General features: G+C 66.7%; 27 protein-coding genes. 9 read left to right on the top strand and 18 right to left on the bottom strand.

Annotated elements, in window-relative coordinates:
• From APZ21_RS27015 to APZ21_RS26995, 5 genes are read left to right on the top strand one after another with little or no spacing between them, the layout of a single operon-like run.
• Window positions 1–2,073 (top strand): acetyl/propionyl/methylcrotonyl-CoA carboxylase subunit alpha, encoded by a 2,073-nt coding sequence (locus APZ21_RS27015; protein ID WP_054816099.1) that lies wholly within the window; start codon window positions 1–3, stop codon window positions 2,071–2,073.
• On the top strand, window positions 2,070–3,230 hold the full coding sequence (locus APZ21_RS27010; RefSeq protein ID WP_054816087.1) for an acyl-CoA dehydrogenase family protein: 1,161 nt from the start codon (window positions 2,070–2,072) through the stop codon (window positions 3,228–3,230). The genes APZ21_RS27015 and APZ21_RS27010 overlap by 4 nt, the downstream gene beginning before the upstream one ends.
• The gene (locus APZ21_RS27005; protein WP_054816086.1) at window positions 3,227–3,703 is read left to right on the top strand and encodes a MaoC family dehydratase; all 477 of its coding nucleotides are present in this window, start codon (window positions 3,227–3,229) and stop codon (window positions 3,701–3,703) included. Before APZ21_RS27010 ends, APZ21_RS27005 begins: the two co-directional genes overlap by 4 nt.
• Window positions 3,700–4,515, top strand: coding sequence for an HpcH/HpaI aldolase/citrate lyase family protein (locus tag APZ21_RS27000; RefSeq protein ID WP_054816085.1), 816 nt, complete (start codon window positions 3,700–3,702; stop codon window positions 4,513–4,515). The genes APZ21_RS27005 and APZ21_RS27000 overlap by 4 nt, the downstream gene beginning before the upstream one ends.
• Before the next feature lie 31 nt (window positions 4,516–4,546).
• The gene (locus APZ21_RS26995) at window positions 4,547–6,481 is read left to right on the top strand and encodes an acetoacetate--CoA ligase (RefSeq protein WP_054816084.1); all 1,935 of its coding nucleotides are present in this window, start codon (window positions 4,547–4,549) and stop codon (window positions 6,479–6,481) included.
• A 19-nt stretch (window positions 6,482–6,500) separates the two neighbouring features.
• Here APZ21_RS26995 and APZ21_RS26990 read toward each other — a convergent pair whose 3' ends face one another.
• The gene (locus tag APZ21_RS26990; protein WP_275426228.1) at window positions 6,501–7,229 is read right to left on the bottom strand and encodes a DJ-1/PfpI family protein; all 729 of its coding nucleotides are present in this window, start codon (window positions 7,227–7,229) and stop codon (window positions 6,501–6,503) included.
• Window positions 7,230–7,553: 324 nt separating this feature from the next.
• Here APZ21_RS26990 and APZ21_RS26985 point away from each other — a divergent pair, with 324 nt between their 5' ends.
• Together APZ21_RS26985 and APZ21_RS26980 are read left to right on the top strand one after the other, a co-directional pair.
• Window positions 7,554–8,801, top strand: coding sequence for a TetR/AcrR family transcriptional regulator (locus APZ21_RS26985; RefSeq protein WP_054816082.1), 1,248 nt, complete (start codon window positions 7,554–7,556; stop codon window positions 8,799–8,801).
• A 187-nt stretch (window positions 8,802–8,988) separates the two neighbouring features.
• A complete protein-coding gene (locus APZ21_RS26980; RefSeq protein WP_054816081.1) occupies window positions 8,989–10,257 on the top strand; it encodes a TetR/AcrR family transcriptional regulator in 1,269 nt (422 codons plus the stop codon).
• Between the two features lie 13 nt (window positions 10,258–10,270).
• Here the strand turns inward: APZ21_RS26980 and APZ21_RS26975 are convergent, their stop codons facing one another.
• The 11 genes from APZ21_RS26975 to APZ21_RS26925 all read right to left on the bottom strand — a co-directional run bounded on the left by APZ21_RS26975 (window position 10,271) and on the right by APZ21_RS26925 (window position 20,278).
• Window positions 10,271–10,969, bottom strand: coding sequence for a hypothetical protein (locus APZ21_RS26975; RefSeq protein WP_174553628.1), 699 nt, complete (start codon window positions 10,967–10,969; stop codon window positions 10,271–10,273).
• 8 nt (window positions 10,970–10,977) lie between these two features.
• The gene (locus tag APZ21_RS26970; RefSeq protein ID WP_054816080.1) at window positions 10,978–12,156 is read right to left on the bottom strand and encodes an MlaD family protein; all 1,179 of its coding nucleotides are present in this window, start codon (window positions 12,154–12,156) and stop codon (window positions 10,978–10,980) included.
• Window positions 12,153–13,271 carry an MlaD family protein gene (locus tag APZ21_RS26965; RefSeq protein ID WP_054816079.1) on the bottom strand — a complete coding sequence of 373 codons (1,119 nt, stop codon included), beginning with the start codon at window positions 13,269–13,271 and terminating at the stop codon, window positions 12,153–12,155. Before APZ21_RS26965 ends, APZ21_RS26970 begins: the two co-directional genes overlap by 4 nt.
• Window positions 13,268–14,368: an MCE family protein gene (locus APZ21_RS26960; RefSeq protein ID WP_054816078.1), complete on the bottom strand. Its 1,101-nt coding sequence runs from the start codon at window positions 14,366–14,368 to the stop codon at window positions 13,268–13,270. The genes APZ21_RS26965 and APZ21_RS26960 overlap by 4 nt, the downstream gene beginning before the upstream one ends.
• Window positions 14,368–15,378: an MCE family protein gene (locus tag APZ21_RS26955; protein ID WP_054816097.1), complete on the bottom strand. Its 1,011-nt coding sequence runs from the start codon at window positions 15,376–15,378 to the stop codon at window positions 14,368–14,370. The genes APZ21_RS26960 and APZ21_RS26955 overlap by 1 nt, the downstream gene beginning before the upstream one ends.
• On the bottom strand, window positions 15,375–16,397 hold the full coding sequence (locus APZ21_RS26950; RefSeq protein ID WP_054816096.1) for an MCE family protein: 1,023 nt from the start codon (window positions 16,395–16,397) through the stop codon (window positions 15,375–15,377). The genes APZ21_RS26955 and APZ21_RS26950 overlap by 4 nt, the downstream gene beginning before the upstream one ends.
• Window positions 16,398–16,399: 2 nt before the next feature.
• Window positions 16,400–17,836: an MlaD family protein gene (locus APZ21_RS26945; RefSeq protein ID WP_054816077.1), complete on the bottom strand. Its 1,437-nt coding sequence runs from the start codon at window positions 17,834–17,836 to the stop codon at window positions 16,400–16,402.
• 8 nt (window positions 17,837–17,844) lie between these two features.
• Window positions 17,845–18,708, bottom strand: a complete 864-nt coding sequence (locus APZ21_RS26940; RefSeq protein WP_054816076.1) for an ABC transporter permease — start codon at window positions 18,706–18,708, stop codon at window positions 17,845–17,847.
• A gap of 1 nt (window position 18,709) precedes the next feature.
• Window positions 18,710–19,564, bottom strand: coding sequence for an MlaE family ABC transporter permease (locus tag APZ21_RS26935; protein ID WP_054816075.1), 855 nt, complete (start codon window positions 19,562–19,564; stop codon window positions 18,710–18,712).
• Window positions 19,565–19,865: 301 nt separating this feature from the next.
• Window positions 19,866–20,054, bottom strand: coding sequence for a hypothetical protein (locus APZ21_RS26930; protein WP_054816074.1), 189 nt, complete (start codon window positions 20,052–20,054; stop codon window positions 19,866–19,868).
• Window positions 20,054–20,278, bottom strand: a complete 225-nt coding sequence (locus APZ21_RS26925) for a hypothetical protein (protein WP_054816095.1) — start codon at window positions 20,276–20,278, stop codon at window positions 20,054–20,056. Before APZ21_RS26925 ends, APZ21_RS26930 begins: the two co-directional genes overlap by 1 nt.
• Window positions 20,279–20,671: 393 nt before the next feature.
• Here APZ21_RS26925 and APZ21_RS26920 point away from each other — a divergent pair, with 393 nt between their 5' ends.
• Window positions 20,672–21,580: an oxygenase MpaB family protein gene (locus APZ21_RS26920; RefSeq protein WP_054816073.1), complete on the top strand. Its 909-nt coding sequence runs from the start codon at window positions 20,672–20,674 to the stop codon at window positions 21,578–21,580.
• A gap of 414 nt (window positions 21,581–21,994) precedes the next feature.
• Here the strand turns inward: APZ21_RS26920 and APZ21_RS26915 are convergent, their stop codons facing one another.
• The 4 genes from APZ21_RS26915 to APZ21_RS26900 are packed head-to-tail and all read right to left on the bottom strand — an operon-like array spanning window position 21,995 to window position 24,189.
• Window positions 21,995–22,663, bottom strand: a complete 669-nt coding sequence (locus APZ21_RS26915) for a hypothetical protein (RefSeq protein WP_054816072.1) — start codon at window positions 22,661–22,663, stop codon at window positions 21,995–21,997.
• A complete protein-coding gene (locus tag APZ21_RS26910; protein WP_054816071.1) occupies window positions 22,660–23,424 on the bottom strand; it encodes a hypothetical protein in 765 nt (254 codons plus the stop codon). Before APZ21_RS26910 ends, APZ21_RS26915 begins: the two co-directional genes overlap by 4 nt.
• 1 nt (window position 23,425) lies before the next feature.
• Window positions 23,426–23,746, bottom strand: a complete 321-nt coding sequence (locus APZ21_RS26905; RefSeq protein ID WP_054816070.1) for a hypothetical protein — start codon at window positions 23,744–23,746, stop codon at window positions 23,426–23,428.
• Window positions 23,743–24,189 (bottom strand): hypothetical protein, encoded by a 447-nt coding sequence (locus tag APZ21_RS26900; protein ID WP_156371354.1) that lies wholly within the window; start codon window positions 24,187–24,189, stop codon window positions 23,743–23,745. Before APZ21_RS26900 ends, APZ21_RS26905 begins: the two co-directional genes overlap by 4 nt.
• A gap of 652 nt (window positions 24,190–24,841) precedes the next feature.
• Between APZ21_RS26900 and APZ21_RS26895 the strand changes: the two genes are divergently transcribed.
• A complete protein-coding gene (locus APZ21_RS26895) occupies window positions 24,842–25,066 on the top strand; it encodes a hypothetical protein (RefSeq protein ID WP_054816068.1) in 225 nt (74 codons plus the stop codon).
• A gap of 407 nt (window positions 25,067–25,473) precedes the next feature.
• On the opposite strand, the gene APZ21_RS26890 is transcribed toward APZ21_RS26895, so the two are convergent.
• Both APZ21_RS26890 and APZ21_RS26885 read right to left on the bottom strand, forming a co-directional pair.
• Window positions 25,474–25,740, bottom strand: a complete 267-nt coding sequence (locus tag APZ21_RS26890) for a hypothetical protein (RefSeq protein WP_054816067.1) — start codon at window positions 25,738–25,740, stop codon at window positions 25,474–25,476.
• A gap of 3 nt (window positions 25,741–25,743) precedes the next feature.
• Window positions 25,744–25,932, bottom strand: a complete 189-nt coding sequence (locus APZ21_RS26885; protein ID WP_054816066.1) for a hypothetical protein — start codon at window positions 25,930–25,932, stop codon at window positions 25,744–25,746.
• Window positions 25,933–26,420 lie beyond the last annotated feature (488 nt).

Raw genomic sequence — 26,420 nt, 5'->3', positions numbered from 1 at the left:
ATGACGACCCCCACCACCCCGCCGAATGCCGCACCGGTCAACCGGTCCCACCCGGTCGCCTTCGACACCGTCCTGGTCGCCAATCGCGGCGAGATCGCGGTGCGCGTCATGCGGACTTTGCGCGCCATGGGCATTCGCTGCGTGGCCGTCTACAGCGACGCCGACGCCGACGCCCGCCACGTGCGCGAGGCCGATGTCGCGGTCCGCCTCGGCCCCGCGCCCGCCCGCGAGAGCTACCTCGATATCGACAAGGTGGTCGACGCGGCCGTGCGCACCGGGGCGCAGGCGGTCCATCCCGGCTACGGATTCCTTTCGGAGAACGCCGCGTTCGCCGCCGCGCTGGCCGCGGCGGGTGTGGTGTTCCTCGGTCCGCCCGCGCGGGCCATCGAGGTCATGGGCGACAAGATCACCGCGAAGAACACTGTCGCGGCCTTCGACGTCCCGGTGGTGCCCGGTATCGCCGAACCCGGACTCTCCGACGCCGACCTGATCGCCGCCGCGGTCGAGATCGGATATCCGGTGCTGGTGAAACCGTCCGCGGGCGGCGGCGGCAAGGGTATGCGCCGGGTCGAGGACCCGGCGCAGTTGCCCGCCGCGCTGGCGAGCGCCCGGCGCGAGGCCGCGGCCGCGTTCGGCGACGACACCCTGTTTCTCGAGCGGTTCGTCACCCGGCCGCGCCATATCGAGGTGCAGATCCTCGCCGACCGCTTCGGTACCGTGATCCACCTCGGCGAACGCGAATGCAGTCTGCAACGGCGCCACCAGAAGGTCATCGAGGAGGCGCCCTCGCCGCTGCTCGACGATGCCACCCGGGCGCGCATCGGCGCTGCCGCCTGCAATACCGCGCGCAGCGTGAACTACGTGGGCGCGGGCACGGTCGAATTCATCGTCTCGGCCGACCGGCCCGACGAGTTCTTCTTCATGGAGATGAACACCCGATTGCAGGTCGAGCATCCGGTCACCGAGATGGTCACCGGGATCGACCTGGTCGAATGCCAGGTACGGGTCGCCGCGGGCCAGAAGATCGGGGTGAGCCAGGACGACATCCGCCTGGTCGGGCACGCCGTGGAAGCTCGCGTCTACGCCGAGGACCCGGGGCGCGGCTTCCTGCCGACGGGCGGAACGGTTCTGACGCTGCGGGAACCGAAAGGCCAAGGGGTCCGGGTTGATTCGGGTCTTCGGGTCGGCACGGTGATCGGCAGCGACTACGACCCCATGCTGTCGAAGGTGATCGCGCACGGGCCCGATCGCGAGGCCGCGCTGACCCGCCTCGACCGGGCGCTGGCCGATACCGTGCTGCTCGGGGTCACCTCGAATATCGGATTCCTGCGTATGCTGCTGGCCGATGCCGATGTCGCGGCCGGCCGCCTCGACACCGGTCTGCTCGACCGCCGCGTCGCCGACTTCACCCCGGCCCCGGTCGGCGACGCCGAATTCGTCGCCGCCGCGGCCCGGCACTGGCTCGACCGCTGGCCGGCCCCCGGATCCGATCCGTGGGACGTCCCGACCGGCTGGCGTCTCGGCGCGCACGCGCCGACTACCGTCAGACTGGCCGCGGGCGAACGCATTCGCCACGTCCACCTCACCGGCACCCCCTCGGCCGCGACCGTCCGCCTCGACGACGGCGACGGCACGGCATCCGCGCTCACCGTCACCGGCGACGGCGACCTGCTCACCCTCACCCGCGACGGGGTGCGCGCGAGTTACCTGGTCGTGTCCGACGGCGAGGAGATCTGGGTGGCGGGCGACGCGGGCGCGGCGCCGCTGCGCATCGTGGCGGAGACCAGCGTGCGCGGCGGCGGCGAACAGCTCGGCGACGCCGAGATCCGCAGTCCCATGCCGGGTTCGGTGATCGCGGTGCCCGCGGCTCGGGGCGCGACGGTCGCCGCGGGCGCTCCGGTGGTCGTGGTGGAGGCCATGAAGATGGAGCACACACTCACCGCGCCGGTGGCGGGCATCGTCGAGATCCTCGTCGATCCGGGCGCGCAGGTCCGTTTGGACCAGCCACTGGCACGTATCCATCCCGCCGATACGGAACCGAAAGACGCCGAGCGAGAGGGAAATCCCGCATGACCGACTACCTGTCCACCGGCACACTGCCCGAGGACTATCGCGATCTCGCGCTGACGGTGCGGGATTTCGCGCGATCGGTGGTCGCCCCGGTGGCCGCCGAACACGACGCGAACCACACCTTCCCCTACGAGGTGGTCGCGGGCATGGCCGAGATGGGACTGTTCGGACTGCCCTTCCCCGAGGAATACGGCGGCATGGGCGGGGACTACTTCGCCCTGTGCCTGGCGCTCGAGGAGCTGGGCAAGGTCGATCAGAGCGTGGCCATCACCCTCGAGGCGGGCGTCTCGCTCGGCGCCATGCCGGTGTACCGCTTCGGCACCGACGAACAGCGCGCGCTATGGCTGCCCCGGCTCACCAGCGGACGCGCGCTGGCCGCCTTCGGCCTCACCGAACCCGACGCGGGCAGCGACGCGGGCGGCACCAGGACCACCGCCGTGCTCGACAGCGGCGAATGGGTGATCAACGGCAGCAAGCAGTTCATCACCAATTCCGGCACCGACATCACCGCGCTGGTCACGGTCACCGCGGTGACCGGGCAGTCCGGCGGCAAGAAGGAGATCTCCACCATCCTCGTGCCCGCGGACACCCCCGGATTCGTCGCCGAACCCGCCTACAACAAGGTCGGCTGGAACGCCTCCGACACCCATCCGTTGAGCTTCACCGACGTCCGTGTTCCCGAGGACAATCTGCTCGGCGAACGCGGGCGCGGCTACGCGAACTTCCTGCGCATCCTCGACGAAGGACGTATCGCCATCGCGGCGCTCTCGGTCGGCGCGGCGCAGGGTTGCGTGGACGAGAGTGTGCGCTACGCCAAGGAACGCCTGGCCTTCGGACAGCCCATCGGCCGCAATCAGGCCATCGCCTTCAAGATCGCCCGGATGGAGGCCCGCGCGCACGCCGCGCGCACCGCCTACTACGACGCCGCCGCGCTCATGCTGTCGGGCAAACCGTTCAAGAAGCAGGCGTCGATCGCCAAACTGGTGGCCAGCGAGGCCGCGATGGACAATGCCCGCGACGCCACCCAGATCTTCGGCGGCAACGGCTTCATGAACGAATACGCCGTGGCGCGGCACTACCGTGACAGCAAGATCCTGGAAATCGGCGAGGGGACGACGGAAGTGCAGCTGATGCTGATCGGGCGGGAGCTCGGCCTGTGAAACGGGTTGTGCAGCGCGGACTCTGGTTCGAGGAGTTCGAGACCGACGTGATCTACGACCACCGGCCGGGCCGCACCATCACCGAGGCCGACAATGTCCTGTTCACCACCTTGACCATGAATCCGCAGGCGCTGCACCTCGACGCGGCCTTCGCCGACTCACAGCCGCCGTTCAACCAGCGGCTTGTCAACTCCATGTTCACCCTGTCCACCCTGGTCGGACTGTCCATCGGCCAGCTCACCCAGGGCACCCTTGTCGCCAATCTCGGCTTCTCCGAGATCGCCTTCCCGAAGCCGCTTTTCCACGGCGACACCATGTACGCCGAAACCGTGGTGACCGACAAGCGCGAATCCGTATCCCGTCCGGGCGAAGGCATCGTGACCCTCGCGCATACCGCGCGCAATCAGCACCGCGAAATCGTCGCGACGGCCACGCGCAAGGCGCTGGTCCGCAAGAATCCGGCGGCGTCATGAGTTGGCGGCTGCCGGGACCGGGTTGGCTGTTCTGTCCGGCCGACCGTCCCGAACGGTTCGCGAAGGCCGCGGCGGCGGCCGATGTGGTCATCCTCGATCTGGAAGACGGCGTCGCCGCCGCGGACAAGGCCGCCGCGCGCGCGGCGCTGGTGCGGACGCCGCTGGACGCGCGGACCACGGTCGTCAGGGTCAATGCCGCAGGCACCGAGGACCACGCGCTCGACCTCGAGACCCTTGCCCGCACCGGCTACCGGCGGCTCATGCTGCCCAAGGCCGAATCCGCCGGTCAGGTCGCCGCTCTGGGCGACTACGAGGTGATCGCACTCATCGAATCGCCGCTCGGCGCGCTCACGGTCGCCGAGACCGCCCGCGCCGAGAACACCATCGGCCTCATGTGGGGCGCGGAGGATCTCGTCGCGGGACTCGGCGGCAAGTCCAGCCGCCACGAGGACGGCGGCTACCGCGACGTGGCGCGCCATGTCCGCTCCGCCGCGCTGCTGGCCGCCAAATCCTACGGCCGCTTCGCACTGGACTCGGTCTACCTGGACATCCCCGATCTCGACGGACTGCGCGCCGAGACCGCCGACGCGGTGGCCGTCGGCTTCGACGCCAAGGTCGCCATCCATCCCACCCAGGTCGCGGTGATCCGGGCGGGTTACGCGCCCGGACCGGAGGAGCTGTCCTGGGCGCGCCAGGTGCTGGAGGAGGCGCCTCGGCACCGGGGCGCGTTCACCTTCGAGGGTCGTATGGTCGACGCACCGGTGCTGCGCCACGCCGAGCAGATCGTGCGGCGGGCCGCGAGCACGACCTAGCGCGCCGGAACTGTCGAGCCAGGAGGATTGCGTGCAACCACAGTGGGTGCCCAACGAACAGGATATCGCGAACGCCCGGATCACCGACTTCGCGCGCTCGGTCGAAGCCGCCACCGGCCTGACCGCGCCGGACTACCGCACGCTGTGGCAGTGGTCGGTCGACGACCCGGCGGCCTTCTGGCGGGCGCTGTGGGACTATTTCGAACTCGGCGAGATCGGCGGCGAGGTGCTTGCACGCGCCGACATGCCCGGAGCGCGGTGGTTTCCCGGCACGAAACTCAACTACACCGATCAGATCGTGCGCCAGGCCCGCACCGACCGGCCTGCGATCATCCACGTGCGCGAGGACGCCGAACCGCGGGAGATCTCCTGGATCGACCTGATCGAGGACACCGCGGCCTTCGCCCGCACACTGCGCGCACTCGGCGTCGAACCGGGTGACCGGGTCGTGGGATATCTGCCGAATATCCCGGAAGCCGTGGTCGCCTTCCTGGCCACCGCCGCCATCGGCGCGGTGTGGAGCGCCTGCGGACAAGACTATTCGGCCAAGGCCGCGGCCGACCGGCTCGGCCAACTCGAACCGGCCGTAATGATCACCGCCGACGGCTATCGCTTCGGCGGGCGCGCCCACGACAAACGCGAGGACATCGCGGCACTGCGCGAGGCGCTGCCGAGTCTGCGCGCCACCATCGCGGTCTCCCAACTCGATCTGCCCGTCACCGACGCGACCCCGTGGGCGCAGGCCGTGCGGGCCGAGGAGAACGCCGCCACGGTCATCGAGACCGTGGCGGTGGATTTCGACCACCCGCTGTGGATCGTGTTCTCCTCCGGCACCACCGGACTGCCGAAGGGCATCGTGCACGGACACGGCGGCGTACTGCTCGAACATCTCAAAGCCATTGCCCTGCAATCGGATATCGGACCCGACGACACCTTCTTCTGGTACACGAGTCCGAGTTGGATGATGTGGAACTTCCAGGTCGGCGGCCTACTGGTGGGCGCGACGATCGTCTGCTATGACGGCAGCCCGACCTATCCGACCCCGGACGCGCTGTGGCACATCGCCGCCCGGGTGCGCGCCACCGTGCTCGGCACCAGCCCCGGCTACGTGCTCGCCTGCATCAAAGCCGGATCGGTGCCGCGCGTCGACCACGACCTGACCGCACTGCGCACGGTGGGCATCACCGGTTCGGCGCTGCCGACCTCCTCGGCGGTCTGGTTGGGCGAGAACATCGGCGACCACGTGCAGATCTCCTCCATCAGCGGCGGAACCGACGTGGTGTCGGCCTTCATCGGCGGCGTGCGCACCGTTCCGGTATGGCCGGGCGAACTGTCGGCCCCCTACCTCGGTGTGGCGCTGGACGCATACGACCCCGCGGGCGCCCCGGTGCGCGGGGAGGTCGGTGAACTGGTGATCACCCGCCCGATGCCGTCCATGCCGGTCCGGTTCTGGCGCGACGAGGACGGACACCGCTACCACGACGCCTATTTCGACATGTACCCCGGCATCTGGCGGCACGGCGACTGGATCACCATCACCGAACGCGGCAGCGTGGTCGTGCACGGGCGCTCCGATTCCACCCTCAACCGGCACGGCATCCGCATGGGCAGCGCGGACATCTACCAGGTGGTGGAGCGGCTGCCGGAAATCGCCGAGGCACTGGTGATCGGGGTCGAGCAGCCCGACGGCGGCTACTGGATGCCGCTGTTCGTGGTACTGGCCCCCGGCGCGGAATTGACGGAGGAACTGAAAACCCGCATCGCCGCGGTCATCCGCGCCGAGGTCTCCCCGCGACACGTGCCGGATGAGATCCTGCCCGCCCCCGGCATTCCACACACCCGCACCGGCAAGAAACTCGAGGTGCCGATCAAGAAGCTGTTCCAGGGCGCGGATCCGGCCAGAGTGGTGGAACGCAGCGCCGTCGACAACCCCACCCTCCTGGACTGGTACGCCAACCTGAAATAAGCGTATATATGTGTGGGTTTCAGCGGCGGATGCGCTGGATTGCCGTGCGCCACAGTAATTTCTGTGCGCCGGTGATCGATTCCGTGAGTAGGCCGTCGCGGCGCAGACCGCTTACCATGCGGGCCTGGTCGGCGATGGCGGTGCGGCGTACGGCGGGTTCGGCCTTGTCGGGGTGACCGGAGTCGAACGGGGGGTGCGGGTCGTATTCGATGTCGAGTTGTACGGCTTTCGCGCGTTGCGGGCCGAAGGATTCGCCGACCAGCCACAGCGCCAGGTCGATGCCCGCGGAAACGCCTGCGGCCGTTGCGATCCGGTCCACGCGCACGATGCGCTCGCCGCGCTGCGGACGGGCGCCGAGCGCGCCGAGCATCTGCTGGGCGGCCCAGTGGGTCGTCGCGGGTTTGCCACGCAGCAGCCCGGCTCCGGCAAGCACCAGCGCCCCGGTGCACACCGAGGTGGTCCAGGTGGTGCGCTGGTGGGCGTTGCGAATCCAGTCGAGCACGGTGTCGTCGGCGGCGACGGCGGTTGCCGCCGGGCCGCCGGGGACCACGACGATATCGGGCGAGGGTGTTTCGGCGAAGGTGTGCGTGACACCGAGGGCCAGCACCCCGCTATCGGTGAGCACCGGGCCGGTAGCGTGGCCGACGAAGCGCACCTCCACGTCCGGCACCAGCCGCAGCACCTCGTACGGGCCGATGGCGTCCAGCGCCGTCATACCTGGATACAGAACGATCGCGACCTGTTCGATCCGCACGCGCATTCCCCCTGTCGAAGTTCCGCGACCTCACACTAACACGCCCACCCGCGCCAGAAGAGTGAAGTAGCCGAAATATGTAAATATCTATTCTACCTAGAATAGGTAGCTCTAACATTGCATATGGTCATATAAGTGACGTTCCATTCACTCATTGCTCGACCGAAGCGGGCCGGTGACTCGAACCGATGTCACCGGCACTCGGGCGCACCGTGGCGGCACCGATCCCCGCGCGATCGCGTCGGTGCGCCCGGTTCGATGAGCACAGGCGCGACCTGGGCAAATCGCTGCCCGCCCGGTCTCGATACCATGGCCGTTATGAGTGTCGACAATCGCCGAACGGCGCGGCAGGCTGTCACCGGCGATTCGGCACCCCGGGAGATCCGGCGCAGGCCGAAGAACCGGCGTGCCCAGATCGCCGCGGCCTCCGCGGCCGCCTTCGGCTCCCTCGGCTACCACGGCGTGAGCATGGAGGACATCGCCTCGGGACTGGGCATCAGCTCCGCGGCGCTGTATCGCCACTTCCCCAGCAAATACGCGCTCTTCCGCGAGGAGCTCTTGCGGGTGGGCCGGGCCATGACCGAATCGGTGGAATTGCCCGCGGAGTCGGCGGGCTGGTCGCCGCAGCAGCGGCTGCGCCATGTGCTCGAGGCGCTCATCGGAGCCACCATCGAGAATCGGCCCAGTGTCACCCTGGTTCGCTGGGAGGGCCGTTACCTCGAGCAACCCGACCGGGAACTGCTCGACGAGCAGCAGAAGACCGTACTCGACGCCCTCGGTTCCCAATTGGCGCAGCTGCGACCGGAATTGAGCACCGACGACGTCCGGGTGCTGCGCGCGGCGATGCTGAGCGTCATCACCAGCATCGCCGATCACCACGCCGCCCTGCCCGCGAAAGCCCTTGTGCGCCTGCTCGCCTCGGCCTGCTCGGCGATCGGCGAGGCGCCGCTGCCGCCGCCGGAGGAGACGGTCGAGGTGCCCACGGCGGCCGAGATCCCGGATTCGTTCAAACACGAACTGTTGCTGCGCAAGGCCGTGGAACTGTTCCACGACCGCGGCTATCCGAATGTCAGCGTCGAGGAGATCGCCACCGCCGCCGGACTTTCCGCGGCCTCTGCGGTCTACCGCTTCTACCGCGGCAAGAGCGATCTACTGGCCGCGGCCTTCCGGCGCGCCGCCGACCGGGTCTCCGGCGCGATCGGCCCGGCGGTGGCCGCCGCGACCGGGCCGGAAGCCGCGCTGACCACGCTGATCGAGCACTATGTCGCGGGCTCTTTCGAGGAGCGGGCGCTGACCTTCGTGTACTACACCGAATTCCAGCACGTTCCGGCCGAGGACCGGACCTCGCTGCGCAATATCCAGCGGCTCAGCGTCGAGGAGTGGGCGCGGCTGCTGCGCGCGGTCCGGCCGGAGCTGTCCCCGGCCGAGGCCCGCTTCCTCGTGCACGCGGCCTTCGCACTCGTGGTCGATCTCGGCCGCTCCTTCGGCTCGGCGCCCTTCGCGGCGCAACCGCGGGTGCGCCTGCTCATGCAGGTGGTCCTCTTCGGTCGCCCCTCCGCGAACTGATCGGTCGGTAACACGCGCCGAACGGGTCGGGCCGCGCCATTCTATGTTAGGCGATATTCTACGCCTCAATAGGTTGATCGCCCACGTAGATTGCATTGTTACCAGGTCTTTGTGATCTTTAATTCAATCCCGTTCCGGGTCGGTTGACACCGGTTTGCTCGGTAACCGGTTGGGTTACCATCGCTGAATGGACGCCCCCAAACGCCGCCCTCGCCGGGCGCCGAATGCGGAGGACGCCGCGACCGCCCAGCGGGTCGTACGGCGCCGCCCTCGCGACCGGCGCGCGCAGATCGCGGCGGCCTCCGCCGAAGCGTTCGGCTCCCTGGGCTACCACGGTGTCAGCATGGAGGACATCGCCTCCCGCCTCGACATCAGCTCCACCGCGCTCTACCGCCACTACCCAAGCAAATACGCGCTGTTCCGCGAGGAGGCGCTGCGGCTGAGCGCCATGAGCGAGGCCGCGGTGCACCTGCCGGACCGGCTGTCCGGCACGCCCGCCGCCCGGCGACTCGATCACACCATCGACACCCTGATCGCCGCCTCGATCGCCAACCGCCGCAGCGCGGCGCTGCTGCGCTGGCAGAGCCGCTATCTCGAACCCGCCGACTACCGCACCCTCATCGACCAGCTGATCCGCACCTACCGGGTCCTCGCCACTCTGCTGGGCGAGGCGCGCCCCGAACTCGGCGGCGCGGACCGCGCGGTGCTGTCCACCGCGGCGCTGAGCATCATCGGCAGCATCACCGACCACCACGTCTCCATGCCCGTGCGCGCGCTCACCGCACTGCTGCATTCGGCCTGCCGCACCGTGCTCTACGCGGACCTGCCCGCGATCGGCGCGTCCGCGCCCACGCCCGCGGCCACCGAGATACCGCTCACCTTCAAACACGAACTGCTGCTCAAGCGGGCGATCGAACTGTTCCACGAACACGGCTACCCGAATGTCAGCGTCGAGGACATCGCCTCGGCCGCGGGCCTGCCCGCCTCCTCGGCGGTGTACCGGTTCTACCGCAGCAAAGGCGATCTGCTGGCCGCGGCCTTTCGCCGTGCGGCCGACCGGGTCTCGGCGGCCATCGGCCCCGCCATCGCCGCCTCCGACGGCCCGGAACAGGCACTCGACACGCTCATCGAGTTGTATGTGCGCGGTTCCTTCGACGAACGCGAACTGACCTTCGTCTACTACTCCGAGATCAGCAATGTTCCGCCGGAGGATCGCACGGTGCTGCGCAATATCCAGCGGCTCAATGTCGAGGAGTGGGCCAAGCTGGTCGTCGGCGCGCGGCCGGAACTGTCCCCCGCCGAGGCCAGAGTGCTGGTGCACGCCGCATTCGCCCAAGTGGTCGACGTGGGCCAGTGGCTCGGACCCGAGAGCCCCATCTGCTCGCCGACCCGGGTGATGCGGCTGATGCGAATCATCCTGTTCGGCCGCACCGCATTCCGAGACACCACCGCCTGATACGGGCGCGCCGTTATTGCGCGGACGACGGGGTGAGCGGCGAATTGACCTTGTTCACAAGCCATTTGCCGTCCACCTTGGCCATCCGCATCACCATGGAGAGCTGACCGGGCGCGGGCTTGCCCTGGGTGCCGACGCTGGTGATGGTCTGGCCGATCACCACGATCGCCTCGGCCGAGTTCTCGTCGGCCGATTTGATCGCGCACTGCACGTCGTCGGCCTTGGACACCACCTCGCCCTGCGAGAGCACCTCTTTCAGTTCTCTGCTGGTGTCGTCGAACTGCTTCTTCCAGTCACCGGTCGCACCCGCGAGGACCGCGGCGAAGTACGGGTCCAGATTCTTGGCGTCGTAGTTGGCGAGTACGGGCGCGTAGGCGCAGGCGGCGGCGCGGGCCTGTTCCTGTGCCCGCATCCGCGAATCCGCCGACCGGTCCTGGAGGAAGTAGTAGACCGAGGTCGCCAGCGAAGCGCCGAGCAGCAGGGCGACCGCGACCCGCAGCGCCACCGCGCCCTTCGGGCCGGGACGCAGCTTGTTCAAGAGAACGACCGCGCCATGCGCCGACTTCTCCGCGGCCTTGTCCGACGCGGACTTCTCGGTCGAGACCCGCTCCGTCGACACCTTCTCGTCCACTGCCGCTCGCGCGACGGTCTCCGATTCCTTCGCCCCCTCCGCCGCCGTCGCGGCGTCCTTGTCGATTTCCTTCTCGTTCACTGTCGTTCCTATCTACCGGGGGCGGGGCGGGACAATTCGTTGCCGGTCACGCCGGGCGGCGGCCCGGATCCGTTGTCGGGCACATTGGGCCGCGGCGCGTTCGCCGAACCGCGGACCTGCAACGCGGGATTGTCGGTGACGCAGTAGTTGTAGAGCCGGACCCTGGTGTCGGTCTGCACGAGCGTGGGCGCCAGCGGCTTGGTGGGATAGTCGCAGGTCTCGCGCGGCCACGGGTCGACGATGGTGTGGAAGGACCCGTCCCAGGCGGGAATGCTCACCGCGCCGACGCCTTCGCGCAGCGAGGGGAACAGCGCGGCGATGGCGGGGGCGCGCAGTTTGGCCGCCCGGGTGATGGCGCTGAAGTTGGTGACCAGATCGGTGATCGGATCCTTGGTGTCCTCGATGACCCCGCCCAGGGTGGCCAGCTGTCCCGGACCCAGATCCAGGAATCGGCGCACCTCCTGATCGGCGGCGGTGAGCTGTTGGAACAGCGCGCCCGCGCCGGTGGTCAGGGTGGTCAGGTCGGGTTGCGCGTGCGAGGTGGTCTCGGCGATGACGCTGAGGTTCTCGATGAGCTGACGGGTCTGCGGCAGCAGACCGTCCAGACCCGCCATCGCCCGGCTGATGCCCGCGATCATATTGCGCAGCCGATCGGGACCGCCCGCGAGCGCCTTGTCGAGTTCGTCGACGATCACGGTGAGCCGCTGCGGATTCAGGCCGCCGATCAGGCCGCTCAGATTCGTGAGCAGGGATTGGATCGCGACCGGTGCGGCGGTCTGCGACCGCTGGATCACCGCGCCGTCGGCCAGATACGGCCCGGTGTCGGAGTCGGGGCGGAAATCCAGGTACTGCTCGCCCGCCGCCGACAGCCTGCCCACCGCGACGATGCCCCCGACCGGAATCTTCGCGCTGGTACGGATGTCGGCAACGGCGACAACACCGGTGTCGGAGGGCCGAACCTCGGAGACCCGGCCGACCCGGGTGCCGCGGAAGGTCACATCGTTGTTCGCCGCCAGACCGCCCGAACTCGCCAACTCCACGGTGACCCGGTAGGTGTTCGGCAGCGGATCGAAGCGCAGCACCGCGGTCGCCAGATAGGACGAGCCGAGGATCAGGACGATGATCAGGCCGATATTGGCGACGCCGATACGGTGCCGGGCGAGATAGTTCCAGAGTGGGATGTTCACCGTCCGCCTCCCGGCTGCTGCGGCGGGCTGGTCAGCCTGCCGAAGACCTTCTCGAGCACCTGGGCGAGGCTGCCGATGAAGGCGGGCACGTCGCCGATCTCGGGCAACCGGCTGCCGGTCGGATCGGTCAGCGCACCGACGCTCAGGAACGAGATATTGGCGACGAAGGCCAGCGCCGGACCGTCGAAGCCCGCCATCAACGAGGGGTACAGCTTGTCGAAGCGCTCCAGCGCCTCGCCGAACTCCCGCGCTTCGGCGAAGCCGGACATCAGTTTCTGGATGCTGTCGAACAGGCCGACGGTGTCCCCGCCGGTGGTGTCGGTGAAATCCTGTAGCGCGGCCATCGTCACCGCGACCTTGCCGATGAGCGAGGAGAGGTCGCGGTTGTTCTCCGCGACCAGACCGAGCAGCGCGGGGAAGGTGTCGGCGGCCTGGCCGAGTTCGGCCTTGCGCCGGGCGAGTTCACCGGTGAGCACCGAAATGCCCGACAGCGTGCTGTCGATATCGGCGGTGCGGTTGTTGAGGGCTTCGATGGCACTGGTGAGTTCGGTGAGCAGATGCGCCAATTGCGGTGCGCGGCCGCCGAACATGGAGTTCATCTCGGCGGTGATCCTGGCCGCCTGATTCAGGCCGCCGCCGTTGAGCAGCATGGAGATCGACATCATCAACTGCTCGACCGAGGCGCCCGCCGAGGTGAGTTCGGTGCCGATGGTGTCGCCGTCGCGCAGCAGCGGGGCGTTCGGGTCCGGCGCGGGCAGCGTCATGGCCACGAAGATGTCGCCGAGCGGGGTCGCCTGGCGCAATTCGGCTGTCGTGCCGCGCGGCAACTGGATATCGGTGCGGATCGACATCTCCACGTCGGCGATGAAATTGGTGGTGTCGATGTCGGTGACCACGCCGATATCGGTGCCGCCGATCTTCACGTGGGCGCGATCGGGCAGGTTGAGCGCGTCGCGAAACGCGACGTGCAGCACGTAGCCGTCGCCGCCGATACCCGGTTTGGGCAGCGGCACGTTGTCGACGGTGACCGCGCAGCCGGTGGCGGTGCACACGGCCGCCGCGGCGACGGCCGCCGCCACCGTGCGAGTGAGATGTCCGCGCGTCCGGCCCGTCATTTGGTGATCCCGAGCAGCGCGGCGGTGAGTCCGAAATCCGGTCCCATATCCTGAATCTTTCCGGTGCGACAGCCGTCGAGGCGCATCTGCACGCGTTCGCAGAACAGCGACAGCGCCTCGCCGTCGAGCACCGCCTTGTCCAGCAGACCGTGCACACGCATCGCGCGCTGCTCCCGGCTGATGGCATTGGACAGGTTCTGTAGGAACAGCGGGCCGACGTCGACGATTTCGGTGAGTTGGCGGGCGTTGGCGCGCATCTGTTCGGTGATGGCGACGAAACGGGTGACGGCCCCGGCCAACTGGTCGCGGTTCTGGCCGACCACCGCCGAGGTGTTCGCGACGAAGTCGTTGAGCTGGGTGATCACGGCCTGCAAGCCGGGGGCCTGCTCGCCGAGCAGGCGCACCAATTCGGTGAGCCTGCCGCTGAAGTCGCGCACGGTCTGGTCGTTGGCGGCGATGACCTGGGTGATCTCGTTCAATTTGACGATGGTGTTGGCGATCTGGTCCTTGTTCGCCAAGGTGACCTCGAAGGCGGAGGACAGCGCGTCCAGGGTCTCCCGCAGCCGGTCGCCGTTGCCGTTCAACAGCGGGAACAGCACGCGGCTTGCCATCGGGCCGCTCTCGCTGTCGCCCTTGAGCGCCGCGCCGAGCTGATCGAAGTTCTCCAGGATGCGGTCGAGCTCCACCGGAGTTCTGGTGCGCGCCAAGGGAATGTGATCGCCGTCGGCGAGGGTCGGGCCGGTGCCGGTGTAGGCGGGCGCGAGTTCGACGTGGCGATTGGTGATCAACTGCGGTGAGATCAGCGCGGCCATGGCGTCGGCCGGGATCTTGACGCCCTTGTCGATCGACATGGTCACTTCGACATAGCTGCCGCGCGCGGTCACGGTGTCGACCGTGCCCACCGGTACCCCGAGCACGGCGACCTCGTTACCCGCGTACAGGCCGGCCACATTCTCGAAATCGGCGCTGATGCGGACGTGTTCGGCGAGGTACCGATCCGGCAGCGCGGTGACGCTGTCGGGCAGCACCGAACATCCGGCGGCGAGGGTCGCCGCCGCGCACATCACCACGAGTTCGACAATCCTACGAATTCTCATCAGTTGCACCCCGGTACCGCTTGCGCGAAACACAGCCAGTTGTCCGGGAATATCCATGGCGCCCAGACTTCGCCGTAGGGGCCGTTCCCGAGGACGTTGTTGAACTGCCGGAAGGCCACCGGCATGATCTCGTAGAGGTGGTCGAGGTTGTCGCGGTTCTTCTCCAACCCCTCGGTCATCGTGTTGAGGTTGTCGATCAGCGGGCCGAACTGGCCGCCGTTCTCCACGCCCATCTGTTGCAGCAGACCCGACAACTGGGCGACATTGTCGAGCAGGCGGCGCAGCATGTCCTGGCGCAGCGCCACCGCGTTGCCGATGGCCTCACCGCGGGTCAGCAGCAGCAGCACGCTGTTCTGGTTGTCCGACACCAGCTCCGAGACCTGGTCCATGCTCTTCAGCAGCGCGTCGACCTCGTCGCGGCGTTCGTTGATCACCTTGGCGAGTGAGCCGATGCTGTCCAGCGCGGCGACCGTGAGCTGCGGCGAATCGCCCATCTGCCGGTCCAACAGGTCGAGTGACTGGCGCAGCTTGGCCGGGTCGATGCGCTCGATGCGCTCGAAGGATGACTTGTATTGCGGGTCCTGGATCACCTTGCCCAGGTTGTAGGGCACCGCGGTGTTCGCCAGCACGATCGTGTCGTCGGGCAGGCCCTTGCCGTCGCCCGGCACGAGTTCGATGTGCAGCCGTCCAAGGATGGTCGACATCTTGATCGCGGCGCGGGCATCGGCGCCGAGGCGCAGATCCCGGCGCACCCGCAGGTCGACGACCACCTTGTCGTTGACCAACCGCACCGCGCGCACCGCGCCGACCTCGATACCCGAGACGTCCACCGTCGCACCCGGGCGCAGACCCGCGGCCTGGGCGAATTCCGCGTGGATCGTCTTGTCCGCGAAGCGGGCCTGCGAGATCGCGCTCGACCCGACCAGCAGCAGCGCCACCGACGCGGCGGCTATGACGCCGAGCCACAGGAATCTGTTGCGCGAGTAGAAGGTAAGCATCCGTGTTCTCATCGGCACACCTCCGATTGCGAATTTCCGCCCACCTGCGAGAACACCCCGGGCGGGAACAGCACGCCCCACAGCGAGACGTCGAGGCGGCACACGTAGGCGTTGCCGTAGGCGCCGTAACCGGTGAAGCGGGCCAGTGCGTTGAGGAAGGTCGGGAACTGCACCGCGGCCTTGTCCAAGGCGGCGCCGTTGAGCAGCAGCAGCGCGACACCGTCGGTGGCGTCGTTCTGCGCCTCTGCCAGATTCGGCTTCACCTGGGTTACCAGTCCCACCAGGGAATCGGTCGCGGTGGCGACCTGTGCGACCGAGGATTTGAGCGATTCGCCCTCGGCGTAGAGCGCCTCGACCAGCGCACGCGACTGTGTGATCAGCGTTTCCAGTTCCTGGCTGCGATTGGCCAGACCGGTCAGCACAGCGCTGAGGTTGGTGATGACGTCGCCGAGGATGCGATCGCGTTGCCCGAAGGTGGTCGCCAGGTCGGCGGCCTGGGTGACCAGGGTGCTCAGTGACACCCCGTCGCCCTGCAATGCCTGGATCAGGGTCTCCGACAGCGAATTCACCTGATCCGGTTGCAGCACGCTGAACAGCGGCTCGAATCCCGACAGCAGCGAGGAGACGTCGAAGGAAGGTTCGGTGTGCTCGATCGGGATGTGCCCGCCCGGACTCAGGGGCTGTCCCTGCTCCTTGCCCGGCGCCAGCGCGATATAACGCTGGCCGATGAGGTTCTGGTATCGCACCAGCGCCCTGGTGGTCGTGGTCAGCCGCTGGCGCTGCTGGATACGGATCTCGATGCGCGCCAGATAGTTGTCCTCGAAGTCGATGGCGTCCACCCGCCCGACCCGCACGCCTGCCATGCGCACGTCGTCGCCCACCCGCACGCCCATCACATCGGAGAAGGTCGCCGAATAGCTGGAGGTGTCGCCGGGTACCGAGCGTTGCAGGGTGGACCAGATGGTGTAGGTCAGCGCGATGGCCAGCACCGCGAAGAAGCTGAATCCGATCAGTGCCCTAGCGGATTTCACGGTCACTTACCTCCTTCGGCGGTGTCGTAGACGGTGACCGTTCCACCCGCGATCAGCGGCGTGAGCAGCAGCAATTGGGCGGCGGTCGGCTTGCCGCCGACCATGGCGGCCACACCCGCGTATCCGCGTCCGCTCGCGATGGGCTTGGCGTTCGGCGTCGGCGCGGCGCTGTCGGCGGCGGGTGCGGTCAGTCCGGGGATCGCGGGGATGCCGGGGATCGCGGGCAGCGACGGCAGGCCCGGGGTCGCGGGCAGTCCGGGGACAATCCCGCCCGGCGCGGACTGCGGCAGGGTCGCGGGCAGCGGCGCGGGGCCCGCGGCATCGAGCCAGCGCGGGGTCAGCTGCGCCGGGTACTGCTGTTCCGGTGCGACCTGCGGCACGGTGGGCCCGCCGCAGCGCGGACCGTACATATCGCCGTAGTGCGGGCAGTCCTGGGCGGTGTACTGCTTGAAGGGCGTGAAGCTCACGTCCATCGACCACACCATCTGCCGCTGCGGACCCCACGTGAACACCGAGGACATATTGTTCAGTGTCTTGTTGAGGTTGCCGATGGCGAACGGGATGGCGTCGGTGTCCTTGGCCAGCGAGCCGAACAACTGGCCCAGACCCGGCACGAGTTCCTTGGCCGAATTCGGATTCGCCGCGAACAGCCCGTTGACGGTGTCGATGGTGTTGCTCGCGTTCGCCAGCAGCGCGACGAGGTTGGCGCGGCGTTCGGTGAGTGTGCGCGCGGAGGTCACCGATTCGGCGAGCACGCCGACCAGTTCGGGTGCGGACTTGCTCAGCTCGGTGGTCGCGCGGCCGAGATCGCCGAGCAGGTCGCCGATCTCGGGAATCGAGTGCACCTCGGTGAGCCAGCGATCCAGACGTTCGATGGTGGAACCGGGCATGCGCGCGCCCGGGTCGAGCGCCGCCGACAGGGTGGCGAGCACGCGGCCGAGCTTCTCGGGCTGGATATTGTCGAGCACGTCGCGCAGGACGGTGAGCGTGGTCTGCAACTGGACCGTCGCGGCGCCGGTGTCCTCCGGAATGGTCGCTCCCGCGGTGAGTTTCGCGCCGGAGTAGCCATTGTCCACCAGTTCGACGGCGGTCACGCCGAACAGGTTGTTCGGCACCACCCGCGCCGTGACGTTGGCGGGGATACTGCCCGCGACGGCGGGGTCGAGGTCGACCGAGGCGCGCTGGCGCAACCCTTTGCCGACCACCTCGACATCGGCGACGGCGCCCACGACCATGCCGCGGAACTTCACGTCGGCGCGGGCGGGCAGTCCGTCACCTGTGCTGGTCAATTCGACTGTGACCGGCACCTTTTCCTCGAAGTATCCGTTGTAGCGCAGCATGAGCAGACCGAGCAGCAGCAACAGCGTCGCGAACATGGCCAGACCCGCGAGGGTCAACTGACGGGCGGTTGCGCCGCGTCCACTTGGATCGAGTATCACCGCGGCCCCTATCCCGAGATGCGGAATCCGGGGTCGATTCCCCAGATCGCGAGGGTCAGAAACAAATTGGCGAAGACCATGATGACGATGACCATCTTGATCGCACGGCCCGCCGCCACCCCGACCCCTTCGGGGCCGCCGGTCGCGGTGAAGCCGTAGTAGCACTGCACGAAGGTCGCCAGCAGGGTGAACATGGCGACCTTGAGCAGGGAGAAGAAGACGTCGGGACCGACGAGGAACTGGAAGAAGTAGTGGTCGTAGGTGCCCGCCGAGGTGCCGCCGAGGAACAGCACCGACAGTTTGGTCGCCATATAGGCGGTCGCGAGCCCGACGGTGTAAAGCGGGATGATGGTCAGCGTCGCCGCGATCATCCTGGTGCTCACCAGATACGGCAGCGGCCGGATGGCGATCGATTCGAGCGCGTCGATCTCCTCGGAGATGCGCATCGATCCCAGTTGCGCGGTGAAGCGGCAGCCGGCCTGGATCGCGAAGGCCAGCGTGGCCAGGATCGGAGCCAGTTCCCTCGTGGTGGCGAATCCGGAGATCGCGCCGGTCAGCGGTCCCATCGTGAGCAGGTTCAGCGCCGTGAACGATTCCATGCCGACGGTGATGCCGCCGAAGGCGCACAGGATGATGACGACGCCGACGGTGCCGCCGCCGACGATGAGCGATCCGTTACCCCAGCCGACATCGGCGGTGAGGCGCAGCACCTCCTTGCGGTAGTGCTTGAGCACGAACGGTATCGCCGCGAGCGCTTGGAGGAAGGTGACGACCTGATGTCCGACGCGCTGGTTCACCTGGTACGGCGCGGCGACCACCGCGCCGACCGCCCGGAACGGTCGCAGTGCGGGCGGGGTGTATTGCGATCCCACCTCAGATGACCTTCGTGGGGAACAGCGTGTTGTACAGCTGCGTGAGAATGATGTTGGTGGCGAACAACATCAGCGCCGAGGTGACGACCGCCGAGTTGACCGCGTTCGCGACGCCGCCGGGTCCGCCCTTGGCGTGCAGGCCGACATCGCAGGCGATGATCGCGGTGAGCGCGCCGAAGATCGCGGCCTTCACCAACGCCACCAGCAAGTCGTTCGACACCGCGAAGGAGGCGAACGAGCCGATGAACGAACCCGGCGTACCGGATTGGGCATAGACGTTGAACATATAGGCCGTCGCGAAGCCGACGAAGACGATGAATCCGCACAGCAGCATGCTGACCAGCACGGCGGCCACCAGGCGCGGGGCGACCAGGCGGCGGACCGGATCGACGCCCATGACCATCATGGCGTCGATCTCCTCGCGGATGGTGCGCGAGCCGAGGTCGGCGCAGATGGCCGAGCCGACCGCGCCCGCGATCATGAGCGAGGTGACCAGCGGCGCGCCCTGACGGATGATGCCGAGACCCGCGACCGCGCCGATGAAGGTGGTCGCGCCGACCTGGTTGACCAGCGCGCCGACCTGGATGGAGACCACGACCGCGATGGGGATGGCGACGAAGATCGTCGGCGCCGCGGAGACGCTCGACATGAACGCGCATTGCTTGATGAACTCTTGGTAGGGGAATCGGCGGGCGGCGATAGCGCGGAACAGTTCGATGATCGCGTCGCGTCCCAGCACCACCTGACGGCCCAGCGTCTCCAGCGAACGCTGCGGATGACGCTGCCACAGGCCCTTGAGATCCTCGACCGCCAGCTCCAGGTCGGTTCGTTGTCGAGGTTGTTCGGTGATGGTCACTGGTGCCCGAGTCCTTTCTCGGCTGTCCGCCGCTCACTCGACAACCGGACGACCGGTCGCCCCCACGAGGCACGGAGCGTGTGAAGTGTTGCACAACCCTATGCGCGGCACAAGCTGTATGTGAATCTGAATTCCGATTGTTTCGAACGGTGAGCGTTCATACCCAATGAGGGCATCCATATTTCTGGATACCACCTTGAGCTGGCGATATGCCGTCATACGGGAAGGTTAGCGGATAAATTTCCCGCCATGACGGTCAGATATGTTTCCGTCTACTTCAGAACCCGAAGGCCGATTCGGATCAGGTCGTCCCGGCCAGTCGATGCTGTAGCAGCACCAGTCCGTAGCCAAGGGCGCCGACTCCGGCGACGACGACGCTCAATACCGCCAACCAGAGTCCGAATCGCAGGATCGGGTTGACCTTCATCCGCCCACCGAGGATCTTGACGCCGATCACCAGGATGTCGATGAGCCACACCAGCGCCATCATCAGGTCATGCACACATTCGAGAAGGTGAGCACGGGCCAGCACACGATGGAGCCGAGGAAGGAGATGACGACATCGATGCCGTGCATGCGCTCGAGGTGGCTGGTGTGGGTCAGCGACCAGACCAGACCGATGAGCCCGTAGGGGATTCCGATGATGATCAGCGTTCCGATGAACTCGGACACCTTCATCTCATAGCTGAATATTCGATCCAGCTTCGCGAGCATGGGCGTTTGCGTCCTTTCCTGCACCCGGTCGACCGAACGGACCGACCCGGGTGTGACCGGGGACCGCCACACCGCGGGTCGACCCGACCGTTCGACGATCGGACGGGGTGTGCACATGTTACGCATGATTCACATCTTTTCGGAAGCCCCCGCCATGCGGCCCCGGATCCGACATCGGGTCGATTCATCACCAGCACCTGCCAGAACAGCAGATTCTCCCAGGAAGACAACAGCAGGAGCGCTACGGGAAAGTTGATCGCGAACCGCTGACATAGCCCAGAATATTCAGTAACATAGCCCCGCGAGGGCAGTTCTCACCGCCTCCGTCCGGCCCGCCGCGACGCTCGCGCGCCGCGGCGTCCGCGGCGAACGCACCGACACGAAAGGGCTCCCATGACCCTCGCCGCCCAACCGACGGACCACTCCGGTCCCGCGCCCCTCGACGTCGACCGGACCCGCATCCACATCAGCGCCTCGCACCGCCCGCTCACCAAGCGCCCGGTGAAACTGACCGACGCGCTGGACTTCTGGGCCTTCGCGGGCGCGGCCGCCAATGTGGCGATGCAGATGGCGCGCCCCGGCGTCGGCTACGGCGTCGCCGAGTCCAAGGTGGAGTCCGGCTCGCTGATGAAGCGGCCGTGGAAGCGTGCCCGCACCACAACGCAGTACCTGGCGGTGGCAGTTCTCGGCACCGACGAGGAGCGCGCGGCCTTCCGGGAGGCGGTGAACGTGGCGCACCGCCAGGTCCATTCCGAACCCGGCGCACCGGTGAAGTACAACGCCTTCGACCGCGAGCTCCAACTCTGGGTGGCCGCCTGCCTTTTCATCGGCTTCGAGGACACCTACCAACTACTGCACGGGCGCATGAACGAGGAACAGGCCGAGGCGTTCTACGCCTCCTCCGCCACGCTCGGCACCACACTCCAGGTCACCGAGGAGATGTGGCCCGCCACCCGCAAGGAATTCGACGAGTACTGGAACAAGGCGTGTGAACAGGCCGTACTCGACGACTTCGTGCGCTCCTACATCGATGACCTGCTGAATCTGCGCATGATCCACTGGTATCTGCGGTTGCCGTTCCGTAATCTGTTGCAGTTCCTCACCATCGGGTTCCTCGCGCCCTACTTCCGCGAGCAGATGGGTGTGAAGTGGACCGCGGCCGATCAGCGCCGTTTCGAGAACCTGTTCGTGTTCGTCGGCTTCGTCAACCGCTTCATTCCGCGATTCCTGCGCCACGGCGGCACGCATGCCTTGATGGCGGACCTGCGACTGCGTATGCGCAGGCACAAGCAGTTGGTGTAGCACGCCTGCCGTCGCCGTATCGCCCGCGCCGAATCCCCGTCGGCGCGGGCGCAACTCGTTACGGACAACCTCGCCACCGACGGGTGCGCGCCGTACAGTGAGCCTTTCCGGGTAGAAGGGGATCGGGGAACATCCAGGAAAAGTCACGCTACTCCTGCCCTGGTCTTGATCAATGCGTCAGAACATCAATCATCCCAGGTCAGAAGGCATTTTCTGTATTTCAACACACCCCAATCTCGGATTGCGTCCATGGATCGAGGCTAAGCGCTACGAGTGTGGCCGCCGAGAACAAAGTCCCGGCGGCCACCGAGCCGCTGTGTCTGATCGAGGACCGCTGTACGGCCGGAACCGGCCTTGCCGATCCGCAGGCGATCCGACAGTTCTGGTCAGACAATCTCCACGTACTTCCAAGGTCTATCGCGGGACTATGTCATCGAGATCGTCTGCCAAGACGCGAGCGATCTCGCGGGCGTGGACACTGTCTGCCATCGTGTCCGGGTGCGTCGTCATGTCTGGCTGAGTGGAGGTCGATAGGCGGACGAGCACATTGAGATTTCTCGACCGGAAATGTAGTGCGGTGGAGATTGTTCCGGGTGTGGTCTCGGTGACGATGTAGCAGTCCTCGCCGATACTGTCGCAGCGTGTGTGCTCGTCGGGCCTGGACCTGGTGAACGAGTCTTCGGACAAGCGCAGTCGATATCCGGGTTCGAGGCCGAGGTCGCTGGTGGTGACCGTAAAGCCGAGGTAGACCGTCCGCAGCTTGACCTGCGCCGAGTTGGAGCCGGCTACGTCGCCACCGGTCCGGGGGTAGGAGCCGCTGCAGGTGAGTGTCTCGGTCCTGGGTGGGTCATCGACTCCTCCGGTTTGGTACTGAAGGTCGGCGCTGTACAGGTCACCGGTGAACCGTGCGATCTGAGTCGCCACATCAGCGACGACGGGGCTGCAGTCACTGGGGGCCGCGGAGAACATCACCGGTGTGTCCGGGGTAGATCCGCTGTCGGTGCCGCAGGCGGGAACTCCGATGAAGACAATCGCGAGTAGTGCGATGGTGGTGCAGCGGCGTGTGAATGTGGCGACGTTCATGACGGCTGTCCCCAGGGCGGGCCGGTGGGGTTGCGAGGCTGCCAGGAGCCGGGGTCGCCTACCGACGGTGCGATATTTCCCGGTATTTCGACGCCGGCGATCAAACTGACGATGGTGTCGACCGAGCCACCGACGTCGGTCAGGTAGTCGGTGAGATCTTTGAAGACGGCAGCTGTTTCTCTGGTGAATTCCGCGAGGATGCGCTTTTTTTCAGCGTATATGGACGTGTCGCTACCTCCCGGGAAGAAGCTTCCGACACGGATGTCGTACTCGTTTCCCTCGTTCTCGCGTAGGCGGGCCGCGTAGTTGTGGATGTGCGCGATGTTAGCGGCGTAGGACTTCGACACGAAGGCGCCGATGTCGTTGATCTTGTCGTACATCGCCTGCAGCTGGGTCTTTTCCTCACGGGATGCCGTGACCAAGCGGCCGACATAGCTGGTTGCCGACTCGCTCGCAGTGCCGGTCCAGCGTGCTTTGAGGTTCTCGTTCGCGGTCTCGAGTCCGACCCCGTTGCCGCTTCCGTCGACTGCCTTTGTCAGCGAGGTGATCGCGCCCAGCCACCCTGTCAGGACCTCGGAAACCCAATTCGGGTTGCCCAGCGAATTCCGGATGGAGTCGACGATCTCCTCGATGTTGGTGATGTCGCACTCCTTGGCCTTCTTGACCACGTATGCGGCCTGTTCCCAAGGGAATACGAACTCCGACGGAAGGCCCTGCGGGTTCTTGTCCGCTGGAATCGCCAGTCCCTCTGTGGTTCCCATGTCAGTATCCGGCCTTCTCGTCGATGTAACCGAACTTCCGATAGTAGTCGGCATCGACCGAGGTGAAGTGGTTCGCGCAGGTCATCAGCTTGTCCGCAGCGTCGTCGGTGGAGTTCTTGCCGTCGATGAGCTTGGCACTGAGCGTCTCTGTGCATGCCTGCAGCTTCTTGACGATGTCGATCCCCTTGTTACCGAACATCATCTCCCGCATCGGCATCGTATTGAGGATCGACAGGTGTGCGTTCGCCCAGTAGTCGGCGGCACCGCGTACGCGCTCTGCCTCCAGCTTCAACGCCTCGGGTACGACATGGAAATCGGTCACGGTGTCACCTCGTATTCGGTCAGGTCGATCTGCGGTGACGGCATCGAGTTATCGGAGTTGATGGCATCGCAGATCAGCATCAGAACGTGATCGTCGCTGGCGCGGACGACTTCATCGGGGTTCAACTGCAGCGAACGGACGAATCCATTGGCATCGACGGAAACCGATCCGTAATCGATGAAGGTGTCACGGTCGATGAGTCGAGTGGTCGCGATGGTCTGGGCGCGGTCTTGCCTGCGCTTTCCGGATTCGATATCACGGTCGAGCTTTGCCCACTTCTGGTTCATCTCCTGCACGAGATCGAACAGCCGATTGTATTGATTCACGATGCGCCCCCTGGCGGCAATGCTGCAGTGGACGACTTCGCTGCTCCGCGCCGCGCGGAGTTGACGGCGTCGACGATGGCGTGTGCCGCGATGGTGATCTGTTGGGCGGCGCTCCACGCGGGCGCTGCGCGGTCGCAGAATCCGTTGGCCAGCACGATGTTGTGGACAGCGCCATCCGGAGTCACACAGGCAGAGGCCAGATGGTCAGCGGATCGGGCTGTGAACCCGTTGTGAGGTGTGTCGGATGCTGGCGCACGGGTTGGGTGAACCGGCCTGCGGTGGAGGTGGGCGGACGTCGCTCACCGGTGGAGGATTCCTCCGCGTGCTCGGGTCCGCAGCGGTGACCCGACCTGTTGGGGCCAATGGTTTGATGAGCGGTTCCTCGTCCCAGAATTCATCGGGATCGTCGTAGTGGTTGTACCAAGCCTGTGGGGTCATCGCTGTACCTCGGAAACCGTGTCGAATGTGTCCTTGTCAGTATCTACAGGAAATCTCGGACCGAAAGTTGCTGGCCAGCAAAGCTTGTGCGCTAGCTGGCTGGTGATTGCGCAGCCCGGCCGGTGCGGGCCGCGCAATTGTGCCCGCCAGTGCGGGGCGCGCGACCGTTGGTGGCGGCGCCCCCGGCGACGGAGTAGATCCAGTCTCACCAACCACGACACCGCACCCTCGACGATCTCGGCGGTATCGCTGCTGACCTCGGCGGTGGCGCTAGCCTCGATCAGTTGCCGCGCTGGTGTTTGGTCGCGGCTGACATCTCCCCGGCGGCCGGATGCCCACGCACCAGGTCGACCCGGCCCCACCGCGTTTCGTCGACCCAGAGTTCGAGCGCCGCTACCGCGAGGAGATGACCGCGGCGGCCGAGGAGTTCGGCGCGGGCGCCCTGGTACAGGTCGAGGTTGCGCGTGGCTTCGTAGCCGACAGCGATGTTGCTCAGCGCGTAGCCGACGTTCTGGGCGCTGCTTTCGATGGCCAGCTCGAGACGCGGATCGAGTAGGTGAATCGGACCCAGCAGTGCAGTGAACAGGGCACCGCGCGAGACCGCTTGGGCTTTTGATCTCGCGGCGGTAGGGTTCGTCGTCGGCCAGGCGCAGCACGTGCGGGGATTTGAAGATCCGCCCGCGCCCGTCCGGATACACCAACCGCGACAACACACCGAAACGCCCGTAACCGGACACACCCGCATCAATCACGCGGACATGAAACCATCAGCAGAACAACCCGATTCAGCCCCGTCAGCTTAGCGTGACTTTCCTCTCGGAGTCTCAACCCCCTAGAACCCGTAGAAGATACGGGTGGTAGCGCGTCGTTCGCGACAACCGCGCGCCGTTCACAGGTGTGCGAAGTATTCGCAATATGCGAAGTCGGTTTCCAATACGGAACCGCGTTGCGATTCGGGACGATTCAGAGCGAGTATCCGTCCGCGCGCGAATCGGGGACGATGCGCCCCGCCGCCACCAAGGCGCGGAATGCCGCGCCTTTACTCGGGCAGTCGTCGGCACCGCATCCGCGATGCGACTGCATGACGTCGTGCGCCTGCTGCACCGTCAGCGGGTCGAGCGGTGGCTCATGGTGGTCGGTGGTCATGGTGCGCCCCAACGACATACCGATCGCGCCGGCGGTCGCGACCAGGACGGCGCAACAGGTGAGGATCGACCACAGCGATCCCATAACTCACCTACCGGCGGCTCGACGGAAGCGGTAGGCCGACGCGGCTAGATACTGGTGGCACGCGGCGCCGTGACCCGCGTGCACCGTGAGGACGAACCTGGCGCGTTCGTCATCGAGCAGCAGCGGTTCCTGTGCGCAATCACGGCTCTGCACCAGCCACAATTCCCTCATATCCGAGTTCAGCACGTCCATCGTTCACCTCCGAGCGGTTCAGTGCATCCGGCACCGGAAGGCGCCATCGGAACCGCGCTCGAGGCGGCTGGATCGGACCGCCCCGGGACCGTGCGCCGGGTTTCCGTGGAGCGGCGCCCTCGTAAGGTCTGGGCAGAACCCCGGTGCCGGATGCGATTTCAAGAGTGCGCGTTGCGATTCGGTAGATAACAGTCCCGAAGGCGGTAATTGCGAGTAATTTCCGATTGAATCAGCCTGGTGCGAGGAAGTAGGACCTATGGTTGAGGTCGACTGGACCGGTGAAGATGTTGTAGCACTGCGGGCGGCGATGCGGCGAAGTCGCTATGAGTTCGCGCGCCTGGTGGGCGTTACCCCGCGCACCGTCGTCTTGTGGGAGAAGGGCCGGACAACCCGGATGCATGCCGCAAGCAGACGCTTACTCGACCGGGTGCTATCCGAAGCCGATCCAGTCATCGTCGCGCGATTCGAGCGGGCGATCACGGCGGGCC

It is taken from the genome of Nocardia arizonensis (assembly GCF_001310275.1).
Lineage (GTDB): Bacteria > Actinomycetota > Actinomycetes > Mycobacteriales > Mycobacteriaceae > Nocardia > Nocardia arizonensis.
Note: the sequence above shows the minus strand (reverse complement) of the source record. Positions and strands in the feature narration are given on the sequence as shown.

Coding starts and splice junctions, on each gene's coding strand:
- APZ21_RS26955 (WP_054816097.1), bottom strand. CDS start 15,378: ATGAGAACACGGATGCTTACCTTCTACTCGCGCAACAGATTCCTGTGG.
- APZ21_RS27015 (WP_054816099.1), top strand. CDS start 1: ATGACGACCCCCACCACCCCGCCGAATGCCGCACCGGTCAACCGGTCC.
- APZ21_RS26980 (WP_054816081.1), top strand. CDS start 8,989: ATGGACGCCCCCAAACGCCGCCCTCGCCGGGCGCCGAATGCGGAGGAC.
- APZ21_RS26985 (WP_054816082.1), top strand. CDS start 7,554: ATGAGTGTCGACAATCGCCGAACGGCGCGGCAGGCTGTCACCGGCGAT.
- APZ21_RS26915 (WP_054816072.1), bottom strand. CDS start 22,663: ATGAACGTCGCCACATTCACACGCCGCTGCACCACCATCGCACTACTC.
- APZ21_RS27000 (WP_054816085.1), top strand. CDS start 3,700: ATGAGTTGGCGGCTGCCGGGACCGGGTTGGCTGTTCTGTCCGGCCGAC.
- APZ21_RS26910 (WP_054816071.1), bottom strand. CDS start 23,424: ATGGGAACCACAGAGGGACTGGCGATTCCAGCGGACAAGAACCCGCAG.
- APZ21_RS27010 (WP_054816087.1), top strand. CDS start 2,070: ATGACCGACTACCTGTCCACCGGCACACTGCCCGAGGACTATCGCGAT.
- APZ21_RS26965 (WP_054816079.1), bottom strand. CDS start 13,271: ATGACGGGCCGGACGCGCGGACATCTCACTCGCACGGTGGCGGCGGCC.
- APZ21_RS26890 (WP_054816067.1), bottom strand. CDS start 25,740: ATGGGATCGCTGTGGTCGATCCTCACCTGTTGCGCCGTCCTGGTCGCG.
- APZ21_RS26960 (WP_054816078.1), bottom strand. CDS start 14,368: ATGAGAATTCGTAGGATTGTCGAACTCGTGGTGATGTGCGCGGCGGCG.
- APZ21_RS26930 (WP_054816074.1), bottom strand. CDS start 20,054: ATGATGGCGCTGGTGTGGCTCATCGACATCCTGGTGATCGGCGTCAAG.
- APZ21_RS26925 (WP_054816095.1), bottom strand. CDS start 20,278: ATGCTCGCGAAGCTGGATCGAATATTCAGCTATGAGATGAAGGTGTCC.
- APZ21_RS26895 (WP_054816068.1), top strand. CDS start 24,842: ATGCCCACGCACCAGGTCGACCCGGCCCCACCGCGTTTCGTCGACCCA.
- APZ21_RS26885 (WP_054816066.1), bottom strand. CDS start 25,932: ATGGACGTGCTGAACTCGGATATGAGGGAATTGTGGCTGGTGCAGAGC.
- APZ21_RS26920 (WP_054816073.1), top strand. CDS start 20,672: ATGACCCTCGCCGCCCAACCGACGGACCACTCCGGTCCCGCGCCCCTC.